The sequence below is a fragment of the Pseudomonas sp. LBUM1646 genome, from assembly GCF_059716165.1.
In genome coordinates this window covers 5,146,232-5,163,118 of the sequence record NZ_CP166810.1, presented here as the reverse complement: position 1 = coordinate 5,163,118, position 16,887 = coordinate 5,146,232, and the positions used below count along the sequence as shown (strand labels likewise).

General features: G+C 60.6%; 20 protein-coding genes. 9 read left to right on the top strand and 11 right to left on the bottom strand.

Annotated features, from left to right (window positions below):
* Positions 1 to 105 precede the first annotated feature (105 nt).
* Both ACA071_RS23495 and ACA071_RS23490 read right to left on the bottom strand, forming a co-directional pair.
* Complete coding sequence (locus tag ACA071_RS23495) at positions 106 to 831, bottom strand: 4'-phosphopantetheinyl transferase family protein (protein WP_497641339.1); 726 nt, start codon at positions 829 to 831, stop codon at positions 106 to 108.
* Between the two features lie 163 nt (positions 832 to 994).
* Complete coding sequence (locus tag ACA071_RS23490) at positions 995 to 1,786, bottom strand: dienelactone hydrolase family protein (protein ID WP_497641338.1); 792 nt, start codon at positions 1,784 to 1,786, stop codon at positions 995 to 997.
* A gap of 146 nt (positions 1,787 to 1,932) precedes the next feature.
* On the opposite strand from ACA071_RS23490, the gene ACA071_RS23485 reads away from it, so the two are divergent.
* From ACA071_RS23485 to ACA071_RS23475, 3 genes are all read left to right on the top strand, one after another.
* Positions 1,933 to 2,535 (top strand): putative outer membrane beta-barrel protein, encoded by a 603-nt coding sequence (locus ACA071_RS23485; RefSeq protein WP_497641337.1) that lies wholly within the window; start codon positions 1,933 to 1,935, stop codon positions 2,533 to 2,535.
* Between the two features lie 119 nt (positions 2,536 to 2,654).
* Positions 2,655 to 3,332, top strand: coding sequence for a response regulator (locus tag ACA071_RS23480; RefSeq protein WP_008029360.1), 678 nt, complete (start codon positions 2,655 to 2,657; stop codon positions 3,330 to 3,332).
* On the top strand, positions 3,329 to 4,675 hold the full coding sequence (locus ACA071_RS23475; RefSeq protein ID WP_497641336.1) for an ATP-binding protein: 1,347 nt from the start codon (positions 3,329 to 3,331) through the stop codon (positions 4,673 to 4,675). The genes ACA071_RS23480 and ACA071_RS23475 overlap by 4 nt, the downstream gene beginning before the upstream one ends.
* Before the next feature lie 136 nt (positions 4,676 to 4,811).
* Here ACA071_RS23475 and ACA071_RS23470 read toward each other — a convergent pair whose 3' ends face one another.
* Positions 4,812 to 5,810 (bottom strand): AraC family transcriptional regulator, encoded by a 999-nt coding sequence (locus tag ACA071_RS23470; RefSeq protein WP_497641335.1) that lies wholly within the window; start codon positions 5,808 to 5,810, stop codon positions 4,812 to 4,814.
* Positions 5,811 to 6,151: 341 nt separating this feature from the next.
* On the opposite strand from ACA071_RS23470, the gene ACA071_RS23465 reads away from it, so the two are divergent.
* Positions 6,152 to 7,486, top strand: a complete 1,335-nt coding sequence (locus ACA071_RS23465) for a dicarboxylate/amino acid:cation symporter (protein ID WP_497641334.1) — start codon at positions 6,152 to 6,154, stop codon at positions 7,484 to 7,486.
* Positions 7,487 to 7,630: 144 nt separating this feature from the next.
* Positions 7,631 to 8,812, top strand: coding sequence for a CaiB/BaiF CoA transferase family protein (locus ACA071_RS23460; protein WP_497641333.1), 1,182 nt, complete (start codon positions 7,631 to 7,633; stop codon positions 8,810 to 8,812).
* Between the two features lie 118 nt (positions 8,813 to 8,930).
* Here the strand turns inward: ACA071_RS23460 and ACA071_RS23455 are convergent, their stop codons facing one another.
* Together ACA071_RS23455 and ACA071_RS23450 are read right to left on the bottom strand one after the other, a co-directional pair.
* Entirely contained in the window at positions 8,931 to 9,425 is a 495-nt protein-coding gene (locus tag ACA071_RS23455; RefSeq protein WP_497641332.1) for a SprT family zinc-dependent metalloprotease, read from the bottom strand.
* Between the two features lie 143 nt (positions 9,426 to 9,568).
* A complete protein-coding gene (locus tag ACA071_RS23450) occupies positions 9,569 to 10,171 on the bottom strand; it encodes a Yip1 family protein (protein WP_133840438.1) in 603 nt (200 codons plus the stop codon).
* A 461-nt stretch (positions 10,172 to 10,632) separates the two neighbouring features.
* Between ACA071_RS23450 and ttcA the strand changes: the two genes are divergently transcribed.
* Both ttcA and ACA071_RS23440 read left to right on the top strand, forming a co-directional pair.
* A complete protein-coding gene (ttcA, locus tag ACA071_RS23445; RefSeq protein ID WP_497641331.1) occupies positions 10,633 to 11,457 on the top strand; it encodes a tRNA 2-thiocytidine(32) synthetase TtcA in 825 nt (274 codons plus the stop codon).
* 67 nt (positions 11,458 to 11,524) lie between these two features.
* Positions 11,525 to 12,199, top strand: coding sequence for a DNA-3-methyladenine glycosylase I (locus ACA071_RS23440; RefSeq protein WP_054054851.1), 675 nt, complete (start codon positions 11,525 to 11,527; stop codon positions 12,197 to 12,199).
* Positions 12,200 to 12,333: 134 nt separating this feature from the next.
* On the opposite strand, the gene ACA071_RS23435 is transcribed toward ACA071_RS23440, so the two are convergent.
* From ACA071_RS23435 to arsC, 3 genes are read right to left on the bottom strand one after another with little or no spacing between them, the layout of a single operon-like run.
* Positions 12,334 to 12,759 (bottom strand): DUF2069 domain-containing protein, encoded by a 426-nt coding sequence (locus ACA071_RS23435; protein WP_123509979.1) that lies wholly within the window; start codon positions 12,757 to 12,759, stop codon positions 12,334 to 12,336.
* Position 12,760: 1 nt separating this feature from the next.
* A complete protein-coding gene (gene wrbA / locus ACA071_RS23430) occupies positions 12,761 to 13,357 on the bottom strand; it encodes an NAD(P)H:quinone oxidoreductase (protein WP_133840441.1) in 597 nt (198 codons plus the stop codon).
* Complete coding sequence (gene arsC / locus ACA071_RS23425; RefSeq protein WP_497641330.1) at positions 13,354 to 13,707, bottom strand: arsenate reductase (glutaredoxin); 354 nt, start codon at positions 13,705 to 13,707, stop codon at positions 13,354 to 13,356. Before arsC ends, wrbA begins: the two co-directional genes overlap by 4 nt.
* Before the next feature lie 114 nt (positions 13,708 to 13,821).
* Between arsC and ACA071_RS23420 the strand changes: the two genes are divergently transcribed.
* Positions 13,822 to 14,289: a TlpA disulfide reductase family protein gene (locus ACA071_RS23420; RefSeq protein ID WP_497641329.1), complete on the top strand. Its 468-nt coding sequence runs from the start codon at positions 13,822 to 13,824 to the stop codon at positions 14,287 to 14,289.
* Positions 14,290 to 14,430: 141 nt separating this feature from the next.
* On the opposite strand, the gene ACA071_RS23415 is transcribed toward ACA071_RS23420, so the two are convergent.
* Complete coding sequence (locus ACA071_RS23415; protein ID WP_497641328.1) at positions 14,431 to 14,835, bottom strand: META domain-containing protein; 405 nt, start codon at positions 14,833 to 14,835, stop codon at positions 14,431 to 14,433.
* Positions 14,835 to 15,269, bottom strand: coding sequence for a hypothetical protein (locus ACA071_RS23410; RefSeq protein ID WP_497641327.1), 435 nt, complete (start codon positions 15,267 to 15,269; stop codon positions 14,835 to 14,837). Before ACA071_RS23410 ends, ACA071_RS23415 begins: the two co-directional genes overlap by 1 nt.
* 134 nt (positions 15,270 to 15,403) lie before the next feature.
* Here ACA071_RS23410 and ACA071_RS23405 point away from each other — a divergent pair, with 134 nt between their 5' ends.
* A complete protein-coding gene (locus tag ACA071_RS23405) occupies positions 15,404 to 15,847 on the top strand; it encodes a hypothetical protein (RefSeq protein ID WP_497641326.1) in 444 nt (147 codons plus the stop codon).
* On the opposite strand, the gene ACA071_RS23400 is transcribed toward ACA071_RS23405, so the two are convergent.
* Positions 15,844 to 16,833: a 2-hydroxyacid dehydrogenase gene (locus tag ACA071_RS23400; RefSeq protein WP_497645374.1), complete on the bottom strand. Its 990-nt coding sequence runs from the start codon at positions 16,831 to 16,833 to the stop codon at positions 15,844 to 15,846. The two genes, ACA071_RS23405 and ACA071_RS23400, sit on opposite strands and share 4 nt — an antisense overlap.
* Positions 16,834 to 16,887: the final 54 nt, after the last annotated feature.

Here is a 16,887-nt window from a genome sequence, read left to right as displayed (position 1 = left end):
TCGCTAAACCAGACACCGCCGTGTTTCAGGTAAACCGCGTGCGCAGAATTTACGACTGCTTCGCAGCCGAACGCAGGCTTCGCCAGCGGCTACAGGGGGTGAGTTTCAAGCCTTGATACTGACCAAACTCAACAACTGCCCATCCTGCACCCCAAACTGCGCTTCCAGCTCCGTCCCGTTCCGCCATTCACTGGACAAGTCGGTGAGCAAGCGCAACCGCACCTGACCCTCCACGGTCCATTCCAGCACTTCCGCATGCTCGAAATAAAAGCGCTGTTGAACGATCGGATACAGCGCCTTGAACAGGCTTTCCTTCACCGAAAAGGTCAGGGTGACCAGCATTGCCAAATGCTCGCTCCCGCCCGCGGCCATGCGCTGCAATTCCGGCGGCGTGAGGATTTCACCGGCCAGGCGTTCCGCCCGTTCGACATTGAGCAGGTTTTCCAGGTCCATACCCAGGCCGCGCCAGTGCGCCTTGTTCGCGACAATCGCCGCGGCCCGGCCAGTACTGTGGGTGATCGAACCGGTGATGTGCGCAGGCCAGACCGGCGCGCGGTCTTCGCCTATCGCCGGGATAAAACTCAGCCCGTCCAGTTGTTGCAACGCCGCCCTGGCGCAGATTCGTCCGGCGAGAAACTCCGCCTGACGCTTGGCCACCGACCGCTGAATGCTCGCCGGCGGCGCGATGGCACTGCGCTGGAAGTCATCGATGGCCAGTTGCGAGGTGTCGAAGTGCGTGCTCAACAGCACGGTATCGGGCAGCACGAAGGGCAGCGGCCAATGGGCGTCGAGTGGGGTGCAGCAGGCGGGTAGGGCGGGGGCGGGATTCATGTCGGGCATTTTGCCGGGTTGGGTTGACGGTGGGTAGCCCTACGCCGATCGTTCCCACGCTCTGCGTGGGAATGCATCCAGTGACGCTCCGCGTCACATCCGCGAAGGGACGCGGAGCGTCCCGGGCTGCATTCCCACGCAGAGCGTGGGAACGATCAGGGTGTTAGCCAAATATTTTCTTGAAGAAGGCTTTCATGTCCGCCCACGAACTTTCATCCGCCGCCTTGTTGTAGCCAATATCCGGCCCGCCGTGATCCCCATGACCCAACCGGTCCGCATCCGGATTAGTGAATCCATGCTTGGCGTCCGCCAGGCTGACAAACTTATAGTCAGCCCCCGCTTTATCCATCTCTGATTTGAAAGCCGCCACGTTGGCTGCGGTGATCATGCTGTCCCTGGCGCCATGCTCGACAAGGATTTTCGCCTTCACGCTGCCCGGTGTCGCCGGTGTATTGGTCGCCAGCGCACCGTGGAAGCTCACCACGCCCTTCAAAGGTAAGCCCTGACGCGCCGCATTCAACACCACGCCACCGCCGAAGCAATAGCCGATGGCCGCGAGTTTGTTCGGATCGGTCTGCGGCTGTTTCTTCAGTAGGTCGAGCCCGGCCTGGAAGCGAGCGCTGGCCACCGCGCTGTCTTTCAGCGCCTCTTGCATGAACGCCATGGCGTCCTTTGGATGCTCGGTGTTCTTGCCGCCGCCGTACATGTCGATGGCCAACGCGCTGTAACCCAACCCGGCCAAATCCCGGGCGCGGCGCTTGGCGTAATCGTTAAGTCCCCAGAATTCATGCACCACCACCACACCCGGACGCGGGCCTTTGATCGCGTCGTCATAGGCGTAGTAGCCGATCATCTTCGTGCCGTCGGTGCTCTGGTAAGGAATTTCCTGGGTCTTGATCGCAGCCTGGGTCAGCCCGCTCACGGCCAGCAAGACGAGGGCTAGGAACATGCGCATGGTCGGTTCTCCTGCAAAGAAAGTCGTCAATTGAGCCTAGTCGATTTGATTCAGCTTAGGTTCAGAGTGCGTTCAGGGGGAGTTCAGGGGGGGGTGAGTAACCTTGCCCCGTACCCAAAAAGCGATAACGCATAAGGAAACTTCCTATGACTGGATTGAAAAAACTGCTTCTGGCTTTTGCTGTCTTCGGCGCCAGCGCTGCGGCCAACGCCACCGACGGCACCTTCGCCGGCCTGACCCTCGGCCAGACCAGCGACAAGGTGAATAAATCCCACGCCTTGAATGACAACCTCAATAGCCCGAACGCCGACGGCGTGATCGGCAAAGACACCACTTGGGGTGTGCGTCTGGGCCAGCAAAACAGCCAGGGCCGTTACTACGCCACTTACGACAATGTGTCGGGCTCGCACAATGGCATTAAACTGCGGCAGGAAAACCTGCTGGGCAGCTACGATTTGTTCTACCCGGTAGGCGGCAGCACCAAACTGTTTGGCGGTGCCACGGCCGGTATCACCAAAATGACTCAAGAGTCCCCAGGCTTCAGCCGCGACAGCGACATCGGTTACGCCCTCGGCGGCCAGGTCGGTGTGTTGCAGCAAGTTTCGCAAAACACCTCGGTCGAGCTGGGTTACCGTTACCTGCGCAGCAATGCCAGCACCGAAATGAGCGAGCGCGGTGGTAGCAAACAAGGGTCGCTGGCCTTGAACAGCAGCGCCCAGACGTACCTGTCTGCCAACTACGCTTTCTAAAAGCAGTTCGCGACAGACCTGCGCCGGGTCACCCAAAAAGGGTGATCCGGCGTCGCCATGTTAGCCATCGAGGTGCGCGCACGTACCTCTGGAGATGTAGTTTTGCCCGGGAGAGCATTATGAAACTGCTGGTCGTCGAAGATGAAGCGCTGTTGCGCCATCACCTGCAAACCCGCCTGACAGATAGCGGCCACGTGGTCGAGTCCGTGGCCAACGCCGAAGAGGCGCTGTACCAGACCGAGCAGTTCAACCATGACCTGGCGGTGATCGACCTCGGCCTGCCGGGCATGGGCGGGCTCGACCTGATTCGTCAGCTGCGCTCCCGGGGCAAGACCTTTCCGATCCTGATCCTCACCGCGCGTGGCAACTGGCAGGACAAGGTCGAAGGCCTGGCCGCCGGCGCCGACGACTACGTGGTCAAGCCGTTCCAGTTCGAAGAACTGGACGCCCGGCTCAACGCCTTGTTGCGCCGCTCCAGCGGCTTCACCCAGTCGACAATTGTCGCCGGGCCGCTGCTGCTCGACCTCAATCGCAAGCAGGCGTCCCTCGACGAACAGCCGCTGGCGTTGACCGCCTACGAGTACCGGATTCTCGAGTACCTGATGCGTCATCACCAGCAAGTGGTGGCCAAGGACCGCTTGATGGAGCAGCTCTACCCGGACGACGACGAGCGCGATCCGAATGTGATCGAAGTGCTGGTCGGCCGCTTGCGCCGCAAACTCGAAGGTCCGGCGGGGTTCAAGCCGATCGATACCGTGCGTGGCCTCGGCTACCTGTTCAATGAGCGCTGCACTTGATTCGTTCCCTTCGTGTTCGCTTGATGCTCGCCGCCACTTTGCTGGCGGTGTTGTTCATGCTGGCGTTGCTGCCGGCGATGCAGGGCGCGTTCAGCCTGGCGTTGCAGGATTCCATCGAGCAACGCCTGGCCTCGGACGTCACCACGTTGATCTCCGCCGCACGGGTGGAAAACAACCGCTTGCAGATGCCGTTGCAGTTGCCCGATGAGCGTTTCAACCTCACCGACAGCCGCTTGCTCGGCTACATCTACGATCGCGAAGGGCATCTGGTCTGGCGTTCGAAAGCCACCCAGGAAGAAAACATCAACTACAAACCGCGCTACGACGGTCGCGGTAATGAATTTGCGCGGATTCGCGAAGCCAACGGCCAGGAGTTCTTCGTCTACGACGTCGAAGTCAAGTTGCTGGGCGGCAAAAGCGCCGCGTTCAGCATCGTCGCCCTGCAACCGGTGCGCGAGTACGAAGTCACCGTTGAAGGCCTGCGAGAAAATCTCTACCTCGGTTTCGGCGCGGCACTGCTGGTGTTGCTGGCGTTGCTGTGGATCGGTTTGACCTGGGGCTTGCAGGCCTTGCGCCGTCTGAGCCAGGAACTGGACGAAATTGAAAGCGGCACCCGCCAAAGCCTCAGCGAAGAACACCCCCGCGAACTGCTGCGCCTGACCGGCTCCCTCAACCGTTTGTTGCACAGCGAGCGAGAACAACGCAGCCGCTATCGTGATTCCCTCGACGACCTGGCCCACAGCCTGAAAACCCCGTTGACCGTGTTGCAAAGCGTCAGCGAGGACATGGCCCAGCGCCCGGCTGATCGTGATCAGGCCTGGGTCCTGCAATCGCAGATCGAACGCATGAGCCAGCAGATCAGCTATCAATTGCAGCGCGCCAGCCTGCGCAAAAGCGGCCTGGTGCGCCATCAGGTACGCCTGCGCCCGGTGCTGCAAAGCCTGTGCGATACGCTGGACAAGGTCTACCGCGACAAGCGTGTACGGGTGGCTTTCGATTTGCCGGAACAGTGTTACGTGCCGATCGAGCAGGGCGCCTTACTGGAAATGATGGGCAACCTGCTGGAAAACGCCTATCGCCTGTGCCTGAGCGAAGTGCGCATCAGCGTGCGCGAAACCCTGAGCGGGATTGAGCTGTGCGTTGAAGACGACGGGCCGGGCGTGCCACCGGATCAGCGTGCGCGGATTCTGCAAAGGGGTGAGCGGCTGGATCGACAGCATCCGGGCCAGGGAATTGGGTTGGCGGTGGTCAAGGACATTATCGAGAGCTACAGCGCCAAGCTGACCTTGGGCGATTCAGCGTTGGGCGGAGCGGCGTTCCGGATTCATTTCCCGGTGATGTAATGATCGCTCCCACGCTGATCGCTCCCACGCTCTGCGTGGGAATGCCTCAACGGACGCTCCGCGTTCGGCTGTTGATGGGACGCGGAGCGTCCCGGGCTGCATTCCCACGCGGAGCGTGGGAACGATCGGCATGTACTCAATTCTCTTGGGCGCGGTAGGCTCCCGGCGTAAGCCCCGTCCACTTCTTGAACGCCCGGTGAAACGCCGAAGGCTCGGAAAACCCCAGCTGCTCGGCAATCTGTTGCAACGACAGATCCGCGCGCCCCAGGTGATAAATCGCAATGTCCCGGCGCAACTGATCCTTCAATTCCTGAAAACTGCTGCCTTCTTCTCGCAAGTGCCTGCGCAAGGTTTGCGGGCTGATGTGCAGGTGCGCGGCGACGGCTTCCAGGTCTGGCCAGCGTGAACTGTCGCGGCTGAGCAAGCGGCGCAACTGGCTGCTCAAACTGTCGCCGTCATCCGGGCGTGAGAGCAGGTCGGCGGGGGAGCGTTCGAGGAAATGCTTGAGCGTTCGCTCGTCCTGCAACAACGGCATGGCCAGGTAGCGGCTGTGAAACAGCAGGCTGCTCTGTTGCGTTGAAAACGCCAAGGGGCAGGGAAACAGTAGATCGTATTCCGCCCCATGCTCGGGTCTCGCGTAACTGAAGGTGGCTTGTTCCAGGCGAATGCGCTGGCCAATCAGCCAACTGCCCAATCGATGCCAGATCATCAGCAGGCTTTCGCTGAGAAAGTGATCCGGGTCCCACAGCTGCGAATCGTCGAGGCTCAGGCGAATCATTTCGCCTTCATGGCTCAGGGTCAGGCGCGGAGCCTCGGGGAATAGGCTATAAAACAATAAGCCGCGTTGCAGTGCTTTATCGAGGTTGCGGCAGTGGATCAGGGCATGACACATCATGGCGAAACTGCCGGGTTTGCTCGCCGCCTGCCCGAATCCCAGGTATTCGTCGTCCAGCGCCAGCCACAGGCTCTGGATCAGCCGGGTGAATTGCTCCGGCGCGATGCGTGCCCGCGGCTCGTCGAGCAACTCGGAGCCGATCCCCAGTTGTAACAACAGGCCGGAATAATCATAACCACGCCGCCGCGCGCCACCGAGGGCGGCACGGGCGAAATGACTGGCGATGGTGCGTTCTCGCATAGCAGGGCAGGTCCGTCCATTAAGCGGCCGATGGTAGCGGCAGGGCTTGTCGAGGAACAAGGCGGATATCCGCCAAATTGTAGGACGAGGTTTGTAGGAACGGCGGGAATCCGCCACATTGCTGTAACTAACCGGTGATAAAGAAAACCCTACAGCCCTTGATGTCAAAAGGCTTGCAGGTGATTCGGCTAAGGTGGCACGGGCTTTGCGATACAACCGGCAGATGCCTGCCGTTGCGCAGCTCGACAAAAACAAATCCCTCCAGTGCAGGAGGGTTCGCAATTGAAGTGTCTTGGGCAACAGATGGATGTTGTCATGGGGCACTCTTGAGGAACTTTGCAATGACGACTCGTCAGCCACTGTACAAATCCCTGTATTTCCAGGTGATCGTTGCCATCATCATCGGTATTTTGATCGGTCACTTCTACCCGCAGACCGGTGTGGCCCTCAAGCCACTGGGTGACGGGTTCATCAAACTGATCAAAATGATCATCGCCCCGATCATCTTCTGCACCGTCGTCAGCGGTATCGCGGGCATGCAGAGCATGAAATCGGTCGGCAAGACCGGCGGTTACGCGCTGCTGTACTTCGAAATCGTTTCGACCATCGCTTTGCTGGTCGGCCTGGTGGTGGTCAACATCGTCCAGCCGGGCGCCGGCATGCACATTGATGTAACGACGCTGGATGCCTCCAAAGTCGCTCAATACGTTGCCGCCGGTGCTGATCAAAGCGTCGTTGGCTTCCTGCTGAACGTGATCCCGAACACCATCTTCGGTGCATTCGCCACCGGCGATATCCTGCAAGTGTTGATGTTCTCGGTGATCTTCGGTTTCGCCCTGCATCGCCTGGGTGCCTACGGCAAGCCGATCCTGGACTTCATTGATCGCTTCGCTCACGTGATGTTCAACATCATCAACATGATCATGAAGCTCGCGCCAGTCGGTGCCTTCGGTGCCATGGCCTTCACGATCGGTGCCTACGGTGTCGGCTCGCTGGTGCAACTGGGTCAGTTGATGGCCTGCTTCTACATCACTTGCCTGCTGTTCGTGCTGATAGTGCTGGGCGGTATCGCTCGCGCTCACGGTTTCAGCGTGCTGAAAGTGATTCGCTACATCCGTGAAGAGCTGCTGATCGTGCTGGGTACTTCTTCTTCGGAGTCGGTACTGCCACGCATGCTGATCAAAATGGAGCGTCTGGGCGCACAGAAATCTGTCGTGGGGCTGGTGATCCCGACCGGTTACTCGTTCAACCTCGACGGTACTGCGATCTACCTGACCATGGCGGCCGTGTTCATCGCTCAGGCGACCGACACCCACATGGACATCACCCACCAGATCACCCTGCTGGTGGTGTTGCTGCTGTCCTCCAAAGGCGCTGCTGGCGTGACCGGTTCGGGCTTCATCGTACTGGCCGCGACCCTGTCGGCCGTTGGTCACTTGCCGGTTGCCGGTCTGGCGCTGATCCTCGGCATCGACCGCTTCATGTCCGAAGCCCGTGCCCTGACCAACCTTGTGGGTAACGCGGTTGCCACCCTGGTGGTCGCCAAGTGGGTCAAGGAACTGGACACCGACGTGATGCAAGCCGAGCTGGCGTCTGGCGGTCGCGGTATCTCCGACGAACGCGTAGAAGACGACCTGGGTGTGGCCGAAGGCCCAACCCCAAGCAACGTCAAGTAAGGCGCGTTGTAATGAAAAACCCGCTTCGGCGGGTTTTTTCATGCCTGCGGTTTGAGCGTAACGGTCACCGTTGCTGACACATCAGGTGATTGCTGCAATGCCATCGGCTGCCTAGTCTGGAGGCATCGTTTACGGAGAACACCCATGCTCGGTCCATTGGCATCACTGAAGGTTCTGGATTTCTCGACACTGCTGCCGGGGCCGTTCGCCTCGTTGTTGCTGGCGGACATGGGGGCCGAGGTGCTGCGCATCGAATCGCCGACTCGCATGGACCTGCTGCGGGTGCTGCCGCCCCACGACCAGGGCGTCTCCGCCAGCCACGCTTATCTGAACCGCAACAAGCGCAGCCTGGCCCTGGACCTCAAACAACCCGAGGCGCTGGAGGTGATCAAGCAACTGCTGCAGGACCACGACATTGTGCTGGAGCAGTTTCGCCCCGGCGTGATGGAGCGCTTGGGCCTGGGTTATGAAGCGTTGAAGGCGATCAATCCGAAGCTGATTTACGTGTCGATCACCGGCTACGGCCAGACCGGCCCCTATAAGGACCGCGCAGGGCACGACATCAACTACTTGGCGCTGGCGGGCCTGTCGAGCTACACCGGCCGCGCCGACAGCGGCCCGCTACCGTTGGGGATTCAAGCGGCGGACATTGCCGGTGGCTCGCTGCACGGGGTGATTGGCCTGCTGGCGGCGGTGATCGCCCGGCAACAGACGGGGCAGGGGCAGCACCTGGATGTGAGCATGACCGACTGCGCCTTCAGCCTGAACGCGATGGCCGGCGCCGGGTATCTGGCTTGTGGCGTGGAGCCGGGGCGGGAAGAGCAGATGCTCAATGGCGGCAGCTTCTACGATTATTACCGCTCGCGGGATGGTCGTTGGTTGTCGGTGGGCAGCCTGGAGCCGCCATTTATGCAGCAACTGTGTGCGACGCTGGGGCGCCCGGAACTGGCCGCCCAGGGTTTGTCGCCCAAACCCGAGCGGCAACAGGCGTTGAAAAATGAGTTGAAGATGGAATTCGAGAAGCACGACTTTGCCGAATTGTGTGCGTTGTTTGCCGGGGTCGATGCGTGTGTCGAGCCGGTGTTGAGTGTGGCCGAGGCGGTGCGGCATCCGCAGTTGCAGGCGCGTGGCGTGGTGACTGAGGTGCCTCGGGGGGATGGATCGAGTCAGCAACAGATGGCCTGTCCGTTGAGGTTTTCCGAGGGGTTGCCACAGCCTCGGTTTATCGGGGCGGCGGTGGGGGCGCATACGGATCAGGTGTTAGGGGAGTTGGGATTCACTGCACAGCGGATCGAGGAATTGCGAGCGGCGAAAGTCGTCAGTTGATCGTTCCCACGCTCCGCGTGGGAATGCCGCCATGGACGCTCTGCGTCCACTGTGACGCAGAGCGTCACGGGATGCATTCCCACGCAGAGCGTGGGAACGATCATGCCGGATCATGCGGTCACTCGACCCGCATCTCGCCACTAAATACCAATGTGCTGCGGCATCTGCGACACAAATACCGCCGCCCCTGCCGTACCAAACCATGGCGCTGGGCCGAAAACGGGAAATCGCTGTCGGCGCACGGGCATTTGTAGATGTAGCGGGTCACGCTGCGGCGTTTGACGTCGTAGGTGTGGCAGCGGTTGGGCGGCAGTTCGTACACACCGCGCATGATCAGTTGCCACTCTTCGCCGTGGGGCTGGATACGGTCGCCGAACAGTTGATGGGCGATCAGGTGCGCGACTTCATGGGCCACGGTCTGCTTGAGGAAGTCTTCGGTGTTTTCCCGGTACAACTGCGGATTGAAGCGCAGCAGGTTCTCGTGCAGGTGCGCGACACCTGCTTTCTGACCGCGCAGCTTGAGGCTCACCACGGGGCGTTTGAAAGGTCGTTTGAAAAAGGTTTCGGCTTGTTGGTAACAGTCTTCGACGCGGGTATTGAGTTGCTCGGGCATGCTTGATGGATCTCCAGAGACGTCGAGTATGCCGCAACCCTCGGGACTTGCGAATCAGTAAGGCGCCGAATGGTCGTCCCCCCATACCAATTAGAAGGCCGCCTTGCGGCGGCCTGTATTGGCAGATCTTGTTGTATGAAAAGCTAGTTCGTATAGACCGGCCCCACGCCGAGTCCCCAGACAATAACGGTAAATGCCATGATGGCTACCAGCACCACCAGGCCTACAGCCAGCACTGAACTTGAGAACAGGAAGCCCTCGTCCGATGGAATGTTCATGAAGGTCGGCAAACCCACGTACAGCAGGTACACCGTGTAGCAGATGGCGGCCGTGCCAACGACCATCCCCAGCCACATGTGTGGATACAACGCCGCCAACCCGCCAACGAACAGCGGTGTCGCGGTGTAGGTGGCAAATGCGACGCAACGGGCCAGGCTCGGATTGGCATCATAGGTGCGGGCCATCCAGTGGACGAACGCGCCCATCACTGCCACGCCACCGAGCATCGCCACGTACGACATGATCGTCATCCATAGCGCACTCTCTGTCGTGAGCATGACCGGCGCCCGGCTGCCAATGACCCAGCCGACCTGGGTGGTGCCGATAAAGGCCGACACGGCGGGAATCGCCGCCAGAATCAGCGTGTGGGTCAGGTACATGTGGCTGATACTTTCCTCTTGGTCGCCACGAATTTCTTTCCATTCCTGGTCGGGGTGGGTGAAGAGCCCCACTACGTGATGGATCATGCCAGTCACTCCTCTTGTTTTTACCATCGCCCCCCAGCGGAGCGCCTACGGGCCAAAGTGGCCAAGTAAGTAAAGGTCTGAATATGTGTGCGACCTTATGTCGCAGTATAGAAAGGAGTTGCCGGCGCAGGTTGCAGGGCGTTAGAGCAAATCGCGCTGTAAACACGGGGCTTAATCGCCGTAGGGTCTGTTGAAATGGGCAGTGCTGACATGACGCAATCTGTGTAGCAGCTGGCGAAGCCTGCGTTCGGCTGCGCAGCAGTCGTAAAATCAGCGACCTTGGTGCATTAGGCAAATCGCATAAGCTGGACTGACGACTGCTGCGCAGCCGAACGCAGGCTTCGCCAGCTGCTACAAAGAGCGCGTAGGCGCAGAGATTCTGCCCATCGCCGGACTCTTCGCCGACGGGAAGTTTTTGCGTAAAATGCCGGCCTTTCGTCACACCTCACGGATTTCGCGTCATGGGCACTCTTACGGTCAACCAGAACAAACTGCAAAAGCGCCTTCGCCGCCAGGCCGGTGAGGCTGTTGCCGATTTCAACATGATTGAACACGGCGACAAGGTCATGGTCTGCCTGTCCGGTGGCAAGGACAGTTACACGATGCTCGACGTGCTGATGCACTTTCAGAAGGTCGCCCCGATCAAGTTCGACATTGTCGCCGTGAACATGGACCAGAAGCAGCCCGGTTTCCCCGAGCACGTACTGCCGGCTTATTTGAAAGCGCTGGGCGTCGAGTACCACATCGTTGAGAAAGACACCTATTCGGTGGTCAAGGAGCTGATCCCGGAAGGCAAGACCACGTGCTCGCTGTGCTCACGCCTGCGTCGCGGCACGCTGTACACCTTCGCTGATGAAATCGGCGCAACGAAGATGGCCCTCGGTCACCACCGCGACGACATCGTCGAGACGTTCTTCCTCAACATGTTCTTCAACGGCTCGCTCAAAGCCATGCCGCCCAAGCTGCGCGCCGACGACGGGCGCAACGTGGTGATCCGCCCGCTGGCCTACTGCAACGAAAAAGACATCCAGGCCTATGCGGATTTCAAGCAATTCCCGATCATCCCGTGCAACCTCTGCGGCTCCCAGGAAAACCTGCAACGCCAGGTGGTCAAGGACATGCTGCAAGAGTGGGAGCGCAAGACCCCGGGCCGCGTCGACAGTATTTTCCGCAGCCTGCAAAATGTGCAGCCGTCGCAACTGGCGGACCGCAACCTGTTCGACTTCACCCACCTGCGCATCGATGAAACCGCCGCTTCGCGGTTCGTCAATGTCGTGAACCTCTGACGGTTCGAACCACTCAGACAAACGGCGCTCGCGGGCGCCGTTTTTATTTCATTGCTCAGGAGAGGGCATGCGCGATTACAAGTGGCTGCACGAGTACTGTCTGAACCGCTTCGGTTCGGCGGCTGAACTGGAAGCCCATCTGCCGGTTCCCAAGACCCCGGCGCAATTGCGCAAGATCAGCGACGACCGCTACCTCTCGACCATGGCGCTGCGAGTGTTCCGTGCCGGGCTCAAACACAGCCTGGTGGACGCCAAGTGGCCGTCCTTCGAAGAAGTGTTCTTCAAGTTCGACCCGGAAAAAGTCGTGCTGATGAGTGCCGAGCACCTGGAGCGCCTGATGCAGGACGCACGGATCATCCGTCACCTGGGCAAGCTCAAGAGCGTGCCGCGCAATGCGCAATTCATCCTCGACGTGGCCCATGAAAAGGGCAGCTTCGGCGAACTGATCGCCGAATGGCCGGTGACCGACATCGTTGGCTTGTGGACCTTCCTGAAAAAGCGCGGTCATCAATTGGGCGGATTGTCGGCGCCACGCTTCTTGCGCATGGTCGGCAAGGATACGTTTGTGCCGAGCTATGACGTGGTCGCGGGGTTAAATGCGCAGAAGATCGTCGACAAGGTGCCGACCAGCCAGCGGGACCTGGCGTTGGTGCAGGACGTGTTCAACCAGTGGCATGAACAGAGTGGCGGGCGGGCGATGAGCCAGATTTCGATGATGCTCGCGTACACCGTGAATCATTAACGCGGATGATCGTTCCCATTGATCGTTCCCACGCTCCGCGTGGGAATGCCGCCCGGGTCGCTCCGCGTCCCTGTGACGCGGAGCGTCACCTGATGCATTCCCACGCAGAGCGTGGGAACGATCACTGTAGGCAGTCAGGCGACGCTAATCTCGCCTTCACCAGCAAGCTTGCGATTCAACTGAAACCGCCACCGCACATACAACAACGCCGAGCAAAACACCGCCAGGCTCGCGCCCATCTCCAGCAACCCGAACAGCTGCCGGTTCGGGTCGTACGCGGCGAGTGCGCCCTTGATGAAATACAGGTTCACCACAAAGCACATCCATGAATGCCCGCGCGCGCTGCCGACAATCATTCCCGGCGCCAGCAACAGCAGCGGCACCAGTTCGATCAGCAAAATCACCCACGGCCGTGCGCCATGCAGGTCGGCGACCAGCAGGTAGTAAGCGCAAAGCAAACCCACCAGACCGAAAAAGCACAGCAGGCTGACCGCGCGCATCGCCCGGACCCGCGGTTCGAGCCATTCGATCGAGGGCAGAATCTTCGGCTTCTTGGCCATGTCAGCCCTCCAGTTTCTGTGCGGTCTTGCCCAGGCGCAGGCCCAAGGCCCGGCACAGTGCGACTTCATGCTCATTCAAACCCTGTTTGCCATCGGCCCCAGCGTGATGGCTGGCGCCATAAGGCGTGCCGCCGCCACGAGTTTCCAGCAAGGCCGATTCACTGTAGGGCAGGCCGGTGATCAGCATGCCGTGGTGCAGCAACGGCAACATCATCGACAGCAGCGTGGTTTCCTGGCCGCCGTGCAGGCTCGCGGTGGAAGTGAACACCCCGGCCGGCTTGCCGACGAGGGCGCCGGTCAGCCACAGGTTGCTGGTGCCGTCGAGAAAGTACTTGAGCGGCGCCGCCATGTTGCCGAATCGGGTCGGGCTGCCGAGGGCCAGGCCCGCGCAGTTCTTCAAGTCGTCGAGACTGGCGTAGAGCGCGCCTTCGTCCGGGATGTCTGGCGACACGGCTTCGCATTCGGTGGAAATCGGCGGCACGGTACGCAGGCGTGCTTCCATGCCCGACTGCTCGACGCCGCGGGCAATCTGCCGGGCCATTTCATTGGTCGAGCCGCTGCGGCTGTAATACAGGACCAGAATGTACGGCGCGCTCACGGCAACAACTCCAGCACATTCTCCGGTGGACGGCCGATGACGGCTTTGTCGCCGACTTCCAGGATCGGCCGCTCCATGAGTTTCGGGTGCGCCGCGATGGCTGCGATCAATTGCGCCTCGCTCAGCGTCGCGTCGGCCAGGTTGAGGGTCTTGTACTCGTCCTCACCGGTGCGCAGCAACTGTCGGGCGTTGATGCCGAGTTTGCCCAGCAAGCTCTTGAGCTGCGCGGCGTCCAGCGGGGTTTCGAGGTAGCGGACCACGGTCGGGGTCAGGCCACGGGCTTCGAGCAGTTCAAGCGCACCGCGGGATTTCGAGCAGCGCGGGTTGTGATAAAGCGTCAGATCGGTCATGTGCGGGTCGCATCTTGCGTAAGGTGGCGGCTATTCTAACTGTGCAGCGCGCAATCCAGAACCTCGGGAGGCGATGGGTCGCAGGCGCATTCAATTTTGAACAAGGATCACGATATGAATAGGCGATTGGCAGCGGCGTTGGCGATCATCGGGGCGCTGATGCTGGGGGGCTGCGGTAACGACTATGGCATTGACCAGGACGGTCACAAAGTATCGGCGGGGCGTCTCGACAAACAATGGCTGGTGCTCAATTACTGGGCTGAGTGGTGTGGCCCGTGCCGGACCGAGATCCCGGAACTGAATAACCTGGCCGAACAGCTCAAGGGCAAGAAGATCGGCGTGTTCGGGGTCAACTTCGACAATGTGCAGGGCGAAGAGCTGAAAAGCGCCAGTGAAAAACTGGGGATCAAGTTCACCGTTCTCGCCCAGGACCCGGCGGAGCTGTTCGATTTGCCTCGCAGTGAAGCGTTACCGGTGACGTACATCATCGATGACAAGGGCAAGGTGCGGGAACAGTTGATGGGTGAGCAGACGGCGGCGGGGGTGATGGCGAAGCTGGAAGAGTTGAAGGCGACTAATTAAGTCGGTGTCAGATCGTTCCCACGCTCTGCGTGGGAATGCCGCCCGGGACGTTCCGCGTCCCTGTGACGCAGAGCGTCACTTGATGCATTCCCACGCAGAGCGTGGGAACGATCGGTCGATCAGCGATCGCGGAGGAGGGAATCAACCCTCTTCAAGCCACCAACGCAACGGCTTGCCTTCGGCCGGCCAGAAACGCATCTGGTCGATCGGGGAAATGTCCCAGCGCTGCACATTTTCCAGCGCCTGCAGGAAACGCTTTTCCTGCTCCATCAACGCTGGTGCACAGAGTTTGCGGGTGCTGCCGACTTTGCCGAAGCTCAGTTTGTCGCCGTCCAGGGTGTACGGCGCGAACCAATGGTTACAGCCGCCGTTGCCGTAGGCGCGACCGTCCTCACCCAGGGTGATGGTCAGGTGGCTGTAGTCCATCAACGGACGTTCGCCGATCCATTCCAGAATGTAGCTGCGGTTGTGTTGCAGTTGAACCGGTTCGGCGGCGCAGCCCATCAGACTGGCGCCCACCATGGCCGCCAGGGCAAGGTGTTTCATCACGCAGGCTCCTGGCATTTCGGGCACAGGTGTTTCTCGCCAACGGTGGTCCAGCCCAACTCGGCAACCCGCGCGGTAGCGGCAGGCTTTTCGGCCTTGTTGCCCAGCTTGGCGTCGACCGCGAACTCGAAGCTCAGTTCTTTGGAGCAGCTGTCGCAGTTGACCTTCCAGGTGTGGATCGCCAGTTCGCCAAACACCGGACCACTGGCCACCGCGACCCATTGGCCGGGCGGGTTGATCAGGTGGCGAACGGTTTCGACGGTCAGGCGCATGGACAAGTCCTTGGCACCTTTGAGGGTGACCACCAGCACGTCATTATTGCGAATCGAGCCGCCATTGCCGGTGACTTGATAACGCCCCGGCACCAGGGCGCGGCATTCGGTCAGGGTGTGCTGCGGGTTCATCAGGGTATAGCGGAAATCGTGTTCGACCATGGGTCCTCCAAATATGCGCGGTATGCTAGCACGGGCATCAACGCAGCATGGCGCGGGCATGTGACCTTCGATCAGGTTCAAATCCCCCCTGCACTCATGGCACACTGCCGCTTTTGCACCCCTAAGGAATGGAAATGGCCTGGACCGAATGTTTTGAATGCAAAAAGAGCATCAGCTCTACGGCACACACCTGCATTCATTGCGGCGCACCGTTGGCGGCGGAGCCAGCGACCACCTCCAGGGCTACTCCGATCTCCTTCGGACAGTTGCCGCGGGATGCGCACGTCCCCGAGGTTTCGTTTGCCGTGGCCGAACCGGCACCGGAGGTTGAGCCAACCCCCGAGGTTCCACCCGCGCCTGTTTCCCGGCACCGACGCCGAGGCGTGCCAGCAGTGCCAGCAGTAAATGCGCCGGCAGCCGACACGTGGCCACGTCCGGTGGAAGGTTGGCTGAAAATCATGGTGTTTTTATTGCCACCGTTTTTTGTCTGGTTTTTGCTGCGTCCCGGGCATTCCCTGCAACAGCGCCTGATCGGCTTCGGTTGGCTAGGATTGATGATCCTGATCTCGAAGATCTAGCCTTCGACCTGATTCTGCGGCGCGCCGGCCACCCAGGCCGCGATGTTCTGCAAGGTGGTCGCGGCAATCGCGCCCAACGCTTCGCGCGTCAGGAAGGCTTGGTGCGCGGTGATGATGACGTTCGGGAAGGTCAGTAGCCGCGCCAGCACATCGTCTTGTAGCGGCAGGTCCGAGCGATCCTCGAAGAACAACTGCGCCTCTTCTTCATACACATCCAGCCCCAGATAGCCCAATTGCCCGTCCTTCAAGGAGTCGATCAGCGCCGGCGTGTCGACCAGGCCGCCGCGCCCGGTGTTGATCAGCATCGCCCCCGGTTGCATGTGCGCCAGTGACTCGCGGTTGATCAAATGTTTGCTCTGCTGATTGAGCGGGCAGTGCAGGCTGATGATCTGCGACTCGGCCAACAGCTGCGGCAAACTCAGGTAGCGCGCGCCGAGGGCTTCGACCTGTGGATTGGGGTAGGGATCGTGGGCGAGCAACTGGCAGCCAAACCCGTTCATGATTTTCGCGAAGGTCGCGCCGATCTGTCCGGTGCCGACCACGCCGACGGTCTTGCCCACCAGGTCGAAACCGGTCAGCCCGTGCAGGCTGAAATCCCCTTCGCGGGTGCGGTTGTAGGCGCGGTGCAGGCGCCGGTTCAGCGCGAGGATCAACGCCACCGCGTGTTCGGCAACGGCGTGGGGCGAGTAGGCCGGCACGCGCACGATGGCCAGGTTCAGGCGTTTCGCCGCGACCAGGTCGACATGGTTGTAACCGGCCGAACGCAGGGCAATCAGGCGCGTGCCACCGGCGGCCAATTGTTCGAGCACTGGGGCGCTGAGGTCATCGTTGATAAAGGCGCACACCACTTCGTGCTGCTCGGCCAGCGCCACGGTGTCGAGGCTCAGGCGCGCCGATTGAAACTGCAACTCGATGCCGGCGGGCACATCGGCCGCAAGAAAGCTGTCGCGGTCGTAGGTCTGGCTGCTGAACAGAATCGTGCGCATCATCGTGTCCTCCTTGAAGAGCCTTGTAGCAGCTGGCGAAGCCTGCGTTCGGCG

Excerpts from the sequence above, each read along its gene's own strand:
- ACA071_RS23420 (WP_497641329.1), top strand. The coding sequence starts at position 13,822 with ATGAATAGGCGATTGGCAGCGGCGTTGGCGATCATCGGGGCGCTGATG.
- ACA071_RS23485 (WP_497641337.1), top strand. The coding sequence starts at position 1,933 with ATGACTGGATTGAAAAAACTGCTTCTGGCTTTTGCTGTCTTCGGCGCC.
- ttcA (WP_497641331.1), top strand. The coding sequence starts at position 10,633 with ATGGGCACTCTTACGGTCAACCAGAACAAACTGCAAAAGCGCCTTCGC.
- ACA071_RS23455 (WP_497641332.1), bottom strand. The coding sequence starts at position 9,425 with ATGCCCGAGCAACTCAATACCCGCGTCGAAGACTGTTACCAACAAGCC.
- ACA071_RS23480 (WP_008029360.1), top strand. The coding sequence starts at position 2,655 with ATGAAACTGCTGGTCGTCGAAGATGAAGCGCTGTTGCGCCATCACCTG.
- ACA071_RS23435 (WP_123509979.1), bottom strand. The coding sequence starts at position 12,759 with ATGGCCAAGAAGCCGAAGATTCTGCCCTCGATCGAATGGCTCGAACCG.
- ACA071_RS23490 (WP_497641338.1), bottom strand. The coding sequence starts at position 1,786 with ATGCGCATGTTCCTAGCCCTCGTCTTGCTGGCCGTGAGCGGGCTGACC.
- ACA071_RS23400 (WP_497645374.1), bottom strand. The coding sequence starts at position 16,833 with ATGCGCACGATTCTGTTCAGCAGCCAGACCTACGACCGCGACAGCTTT.
- ACA071_RS23415 (WP_497641328.1), bottom strand. The coding sequence starts at position 14,835 with ATGAAACACCTTGCCCTGGCGGCCATGGTGGGCGCCAGTCTGATGGGC.
- ACA071_RS23440 (WP_054054851.1), top strand. The coding sequence starts at position 11,525 with ATGCGCGATTACAAGTGGCTGCACGAGTACTGTCTGAACCGCTTCGGT.
- ACA071_RS23470 (WP_497641335.1), bottom strand. The coding sequence starts at position 5,810 with ATGCGAGAACGCACCATCGCCAGTCATTTCGCCCGTGCCGCCCTCGGT.
- ACA071_RS23410 (WP_497641327.1), bottom strand. The coding sequence starts at position 15,269 with ATGGTCGAACACGATTTCCGCTATACCCTGATGAACCCGCAGCACACC.
- arsC (WP_497641330.1), bottom strand. The coding sequence starts at position 13,707 with ATGACCGATCTGACGCTTTATCACAACCCGCGCTGCTCGAAATCCCGC.
- ACA071_RS23495 (WP_497641339.1), bottom strand. The coding sequence starts at position 831 with ATGAATCCCGCCCCCGCCCTACCCGCCTGCTGCACCCCACTCGACGCC.
- ACA071_RS23460 (WP_497641333.1), top strand. The coding sequence starts at position 7,631 with ATGCTCGGTCCATTGGCATCACTGAAGGTTCTGGATTTCTCGACACTG.
- ACA071_RS23465 (WP_497641334.1), top strand. The coding sequence starts at position 6,152 with ATGACGACTCGTCAGCCACTGTACAAATCCCTGTATTTCCAGGTGATC.
- ACA071_RS23405 (WP_497641326.1), top strand. The coding sequence starts at position 15,404 with ATGGCCTGGACCGAATGTTTTGAATGCAAAAAGAGCATCAGCTCTACG.
- ACA071_RS23450 (WP_133840438.1), bottom strand. The coding sequence starts at position 10,171 with ATGATCCATCACGTAGTGGGGCTCTTCACCCACCCCGACCAGGAATGG.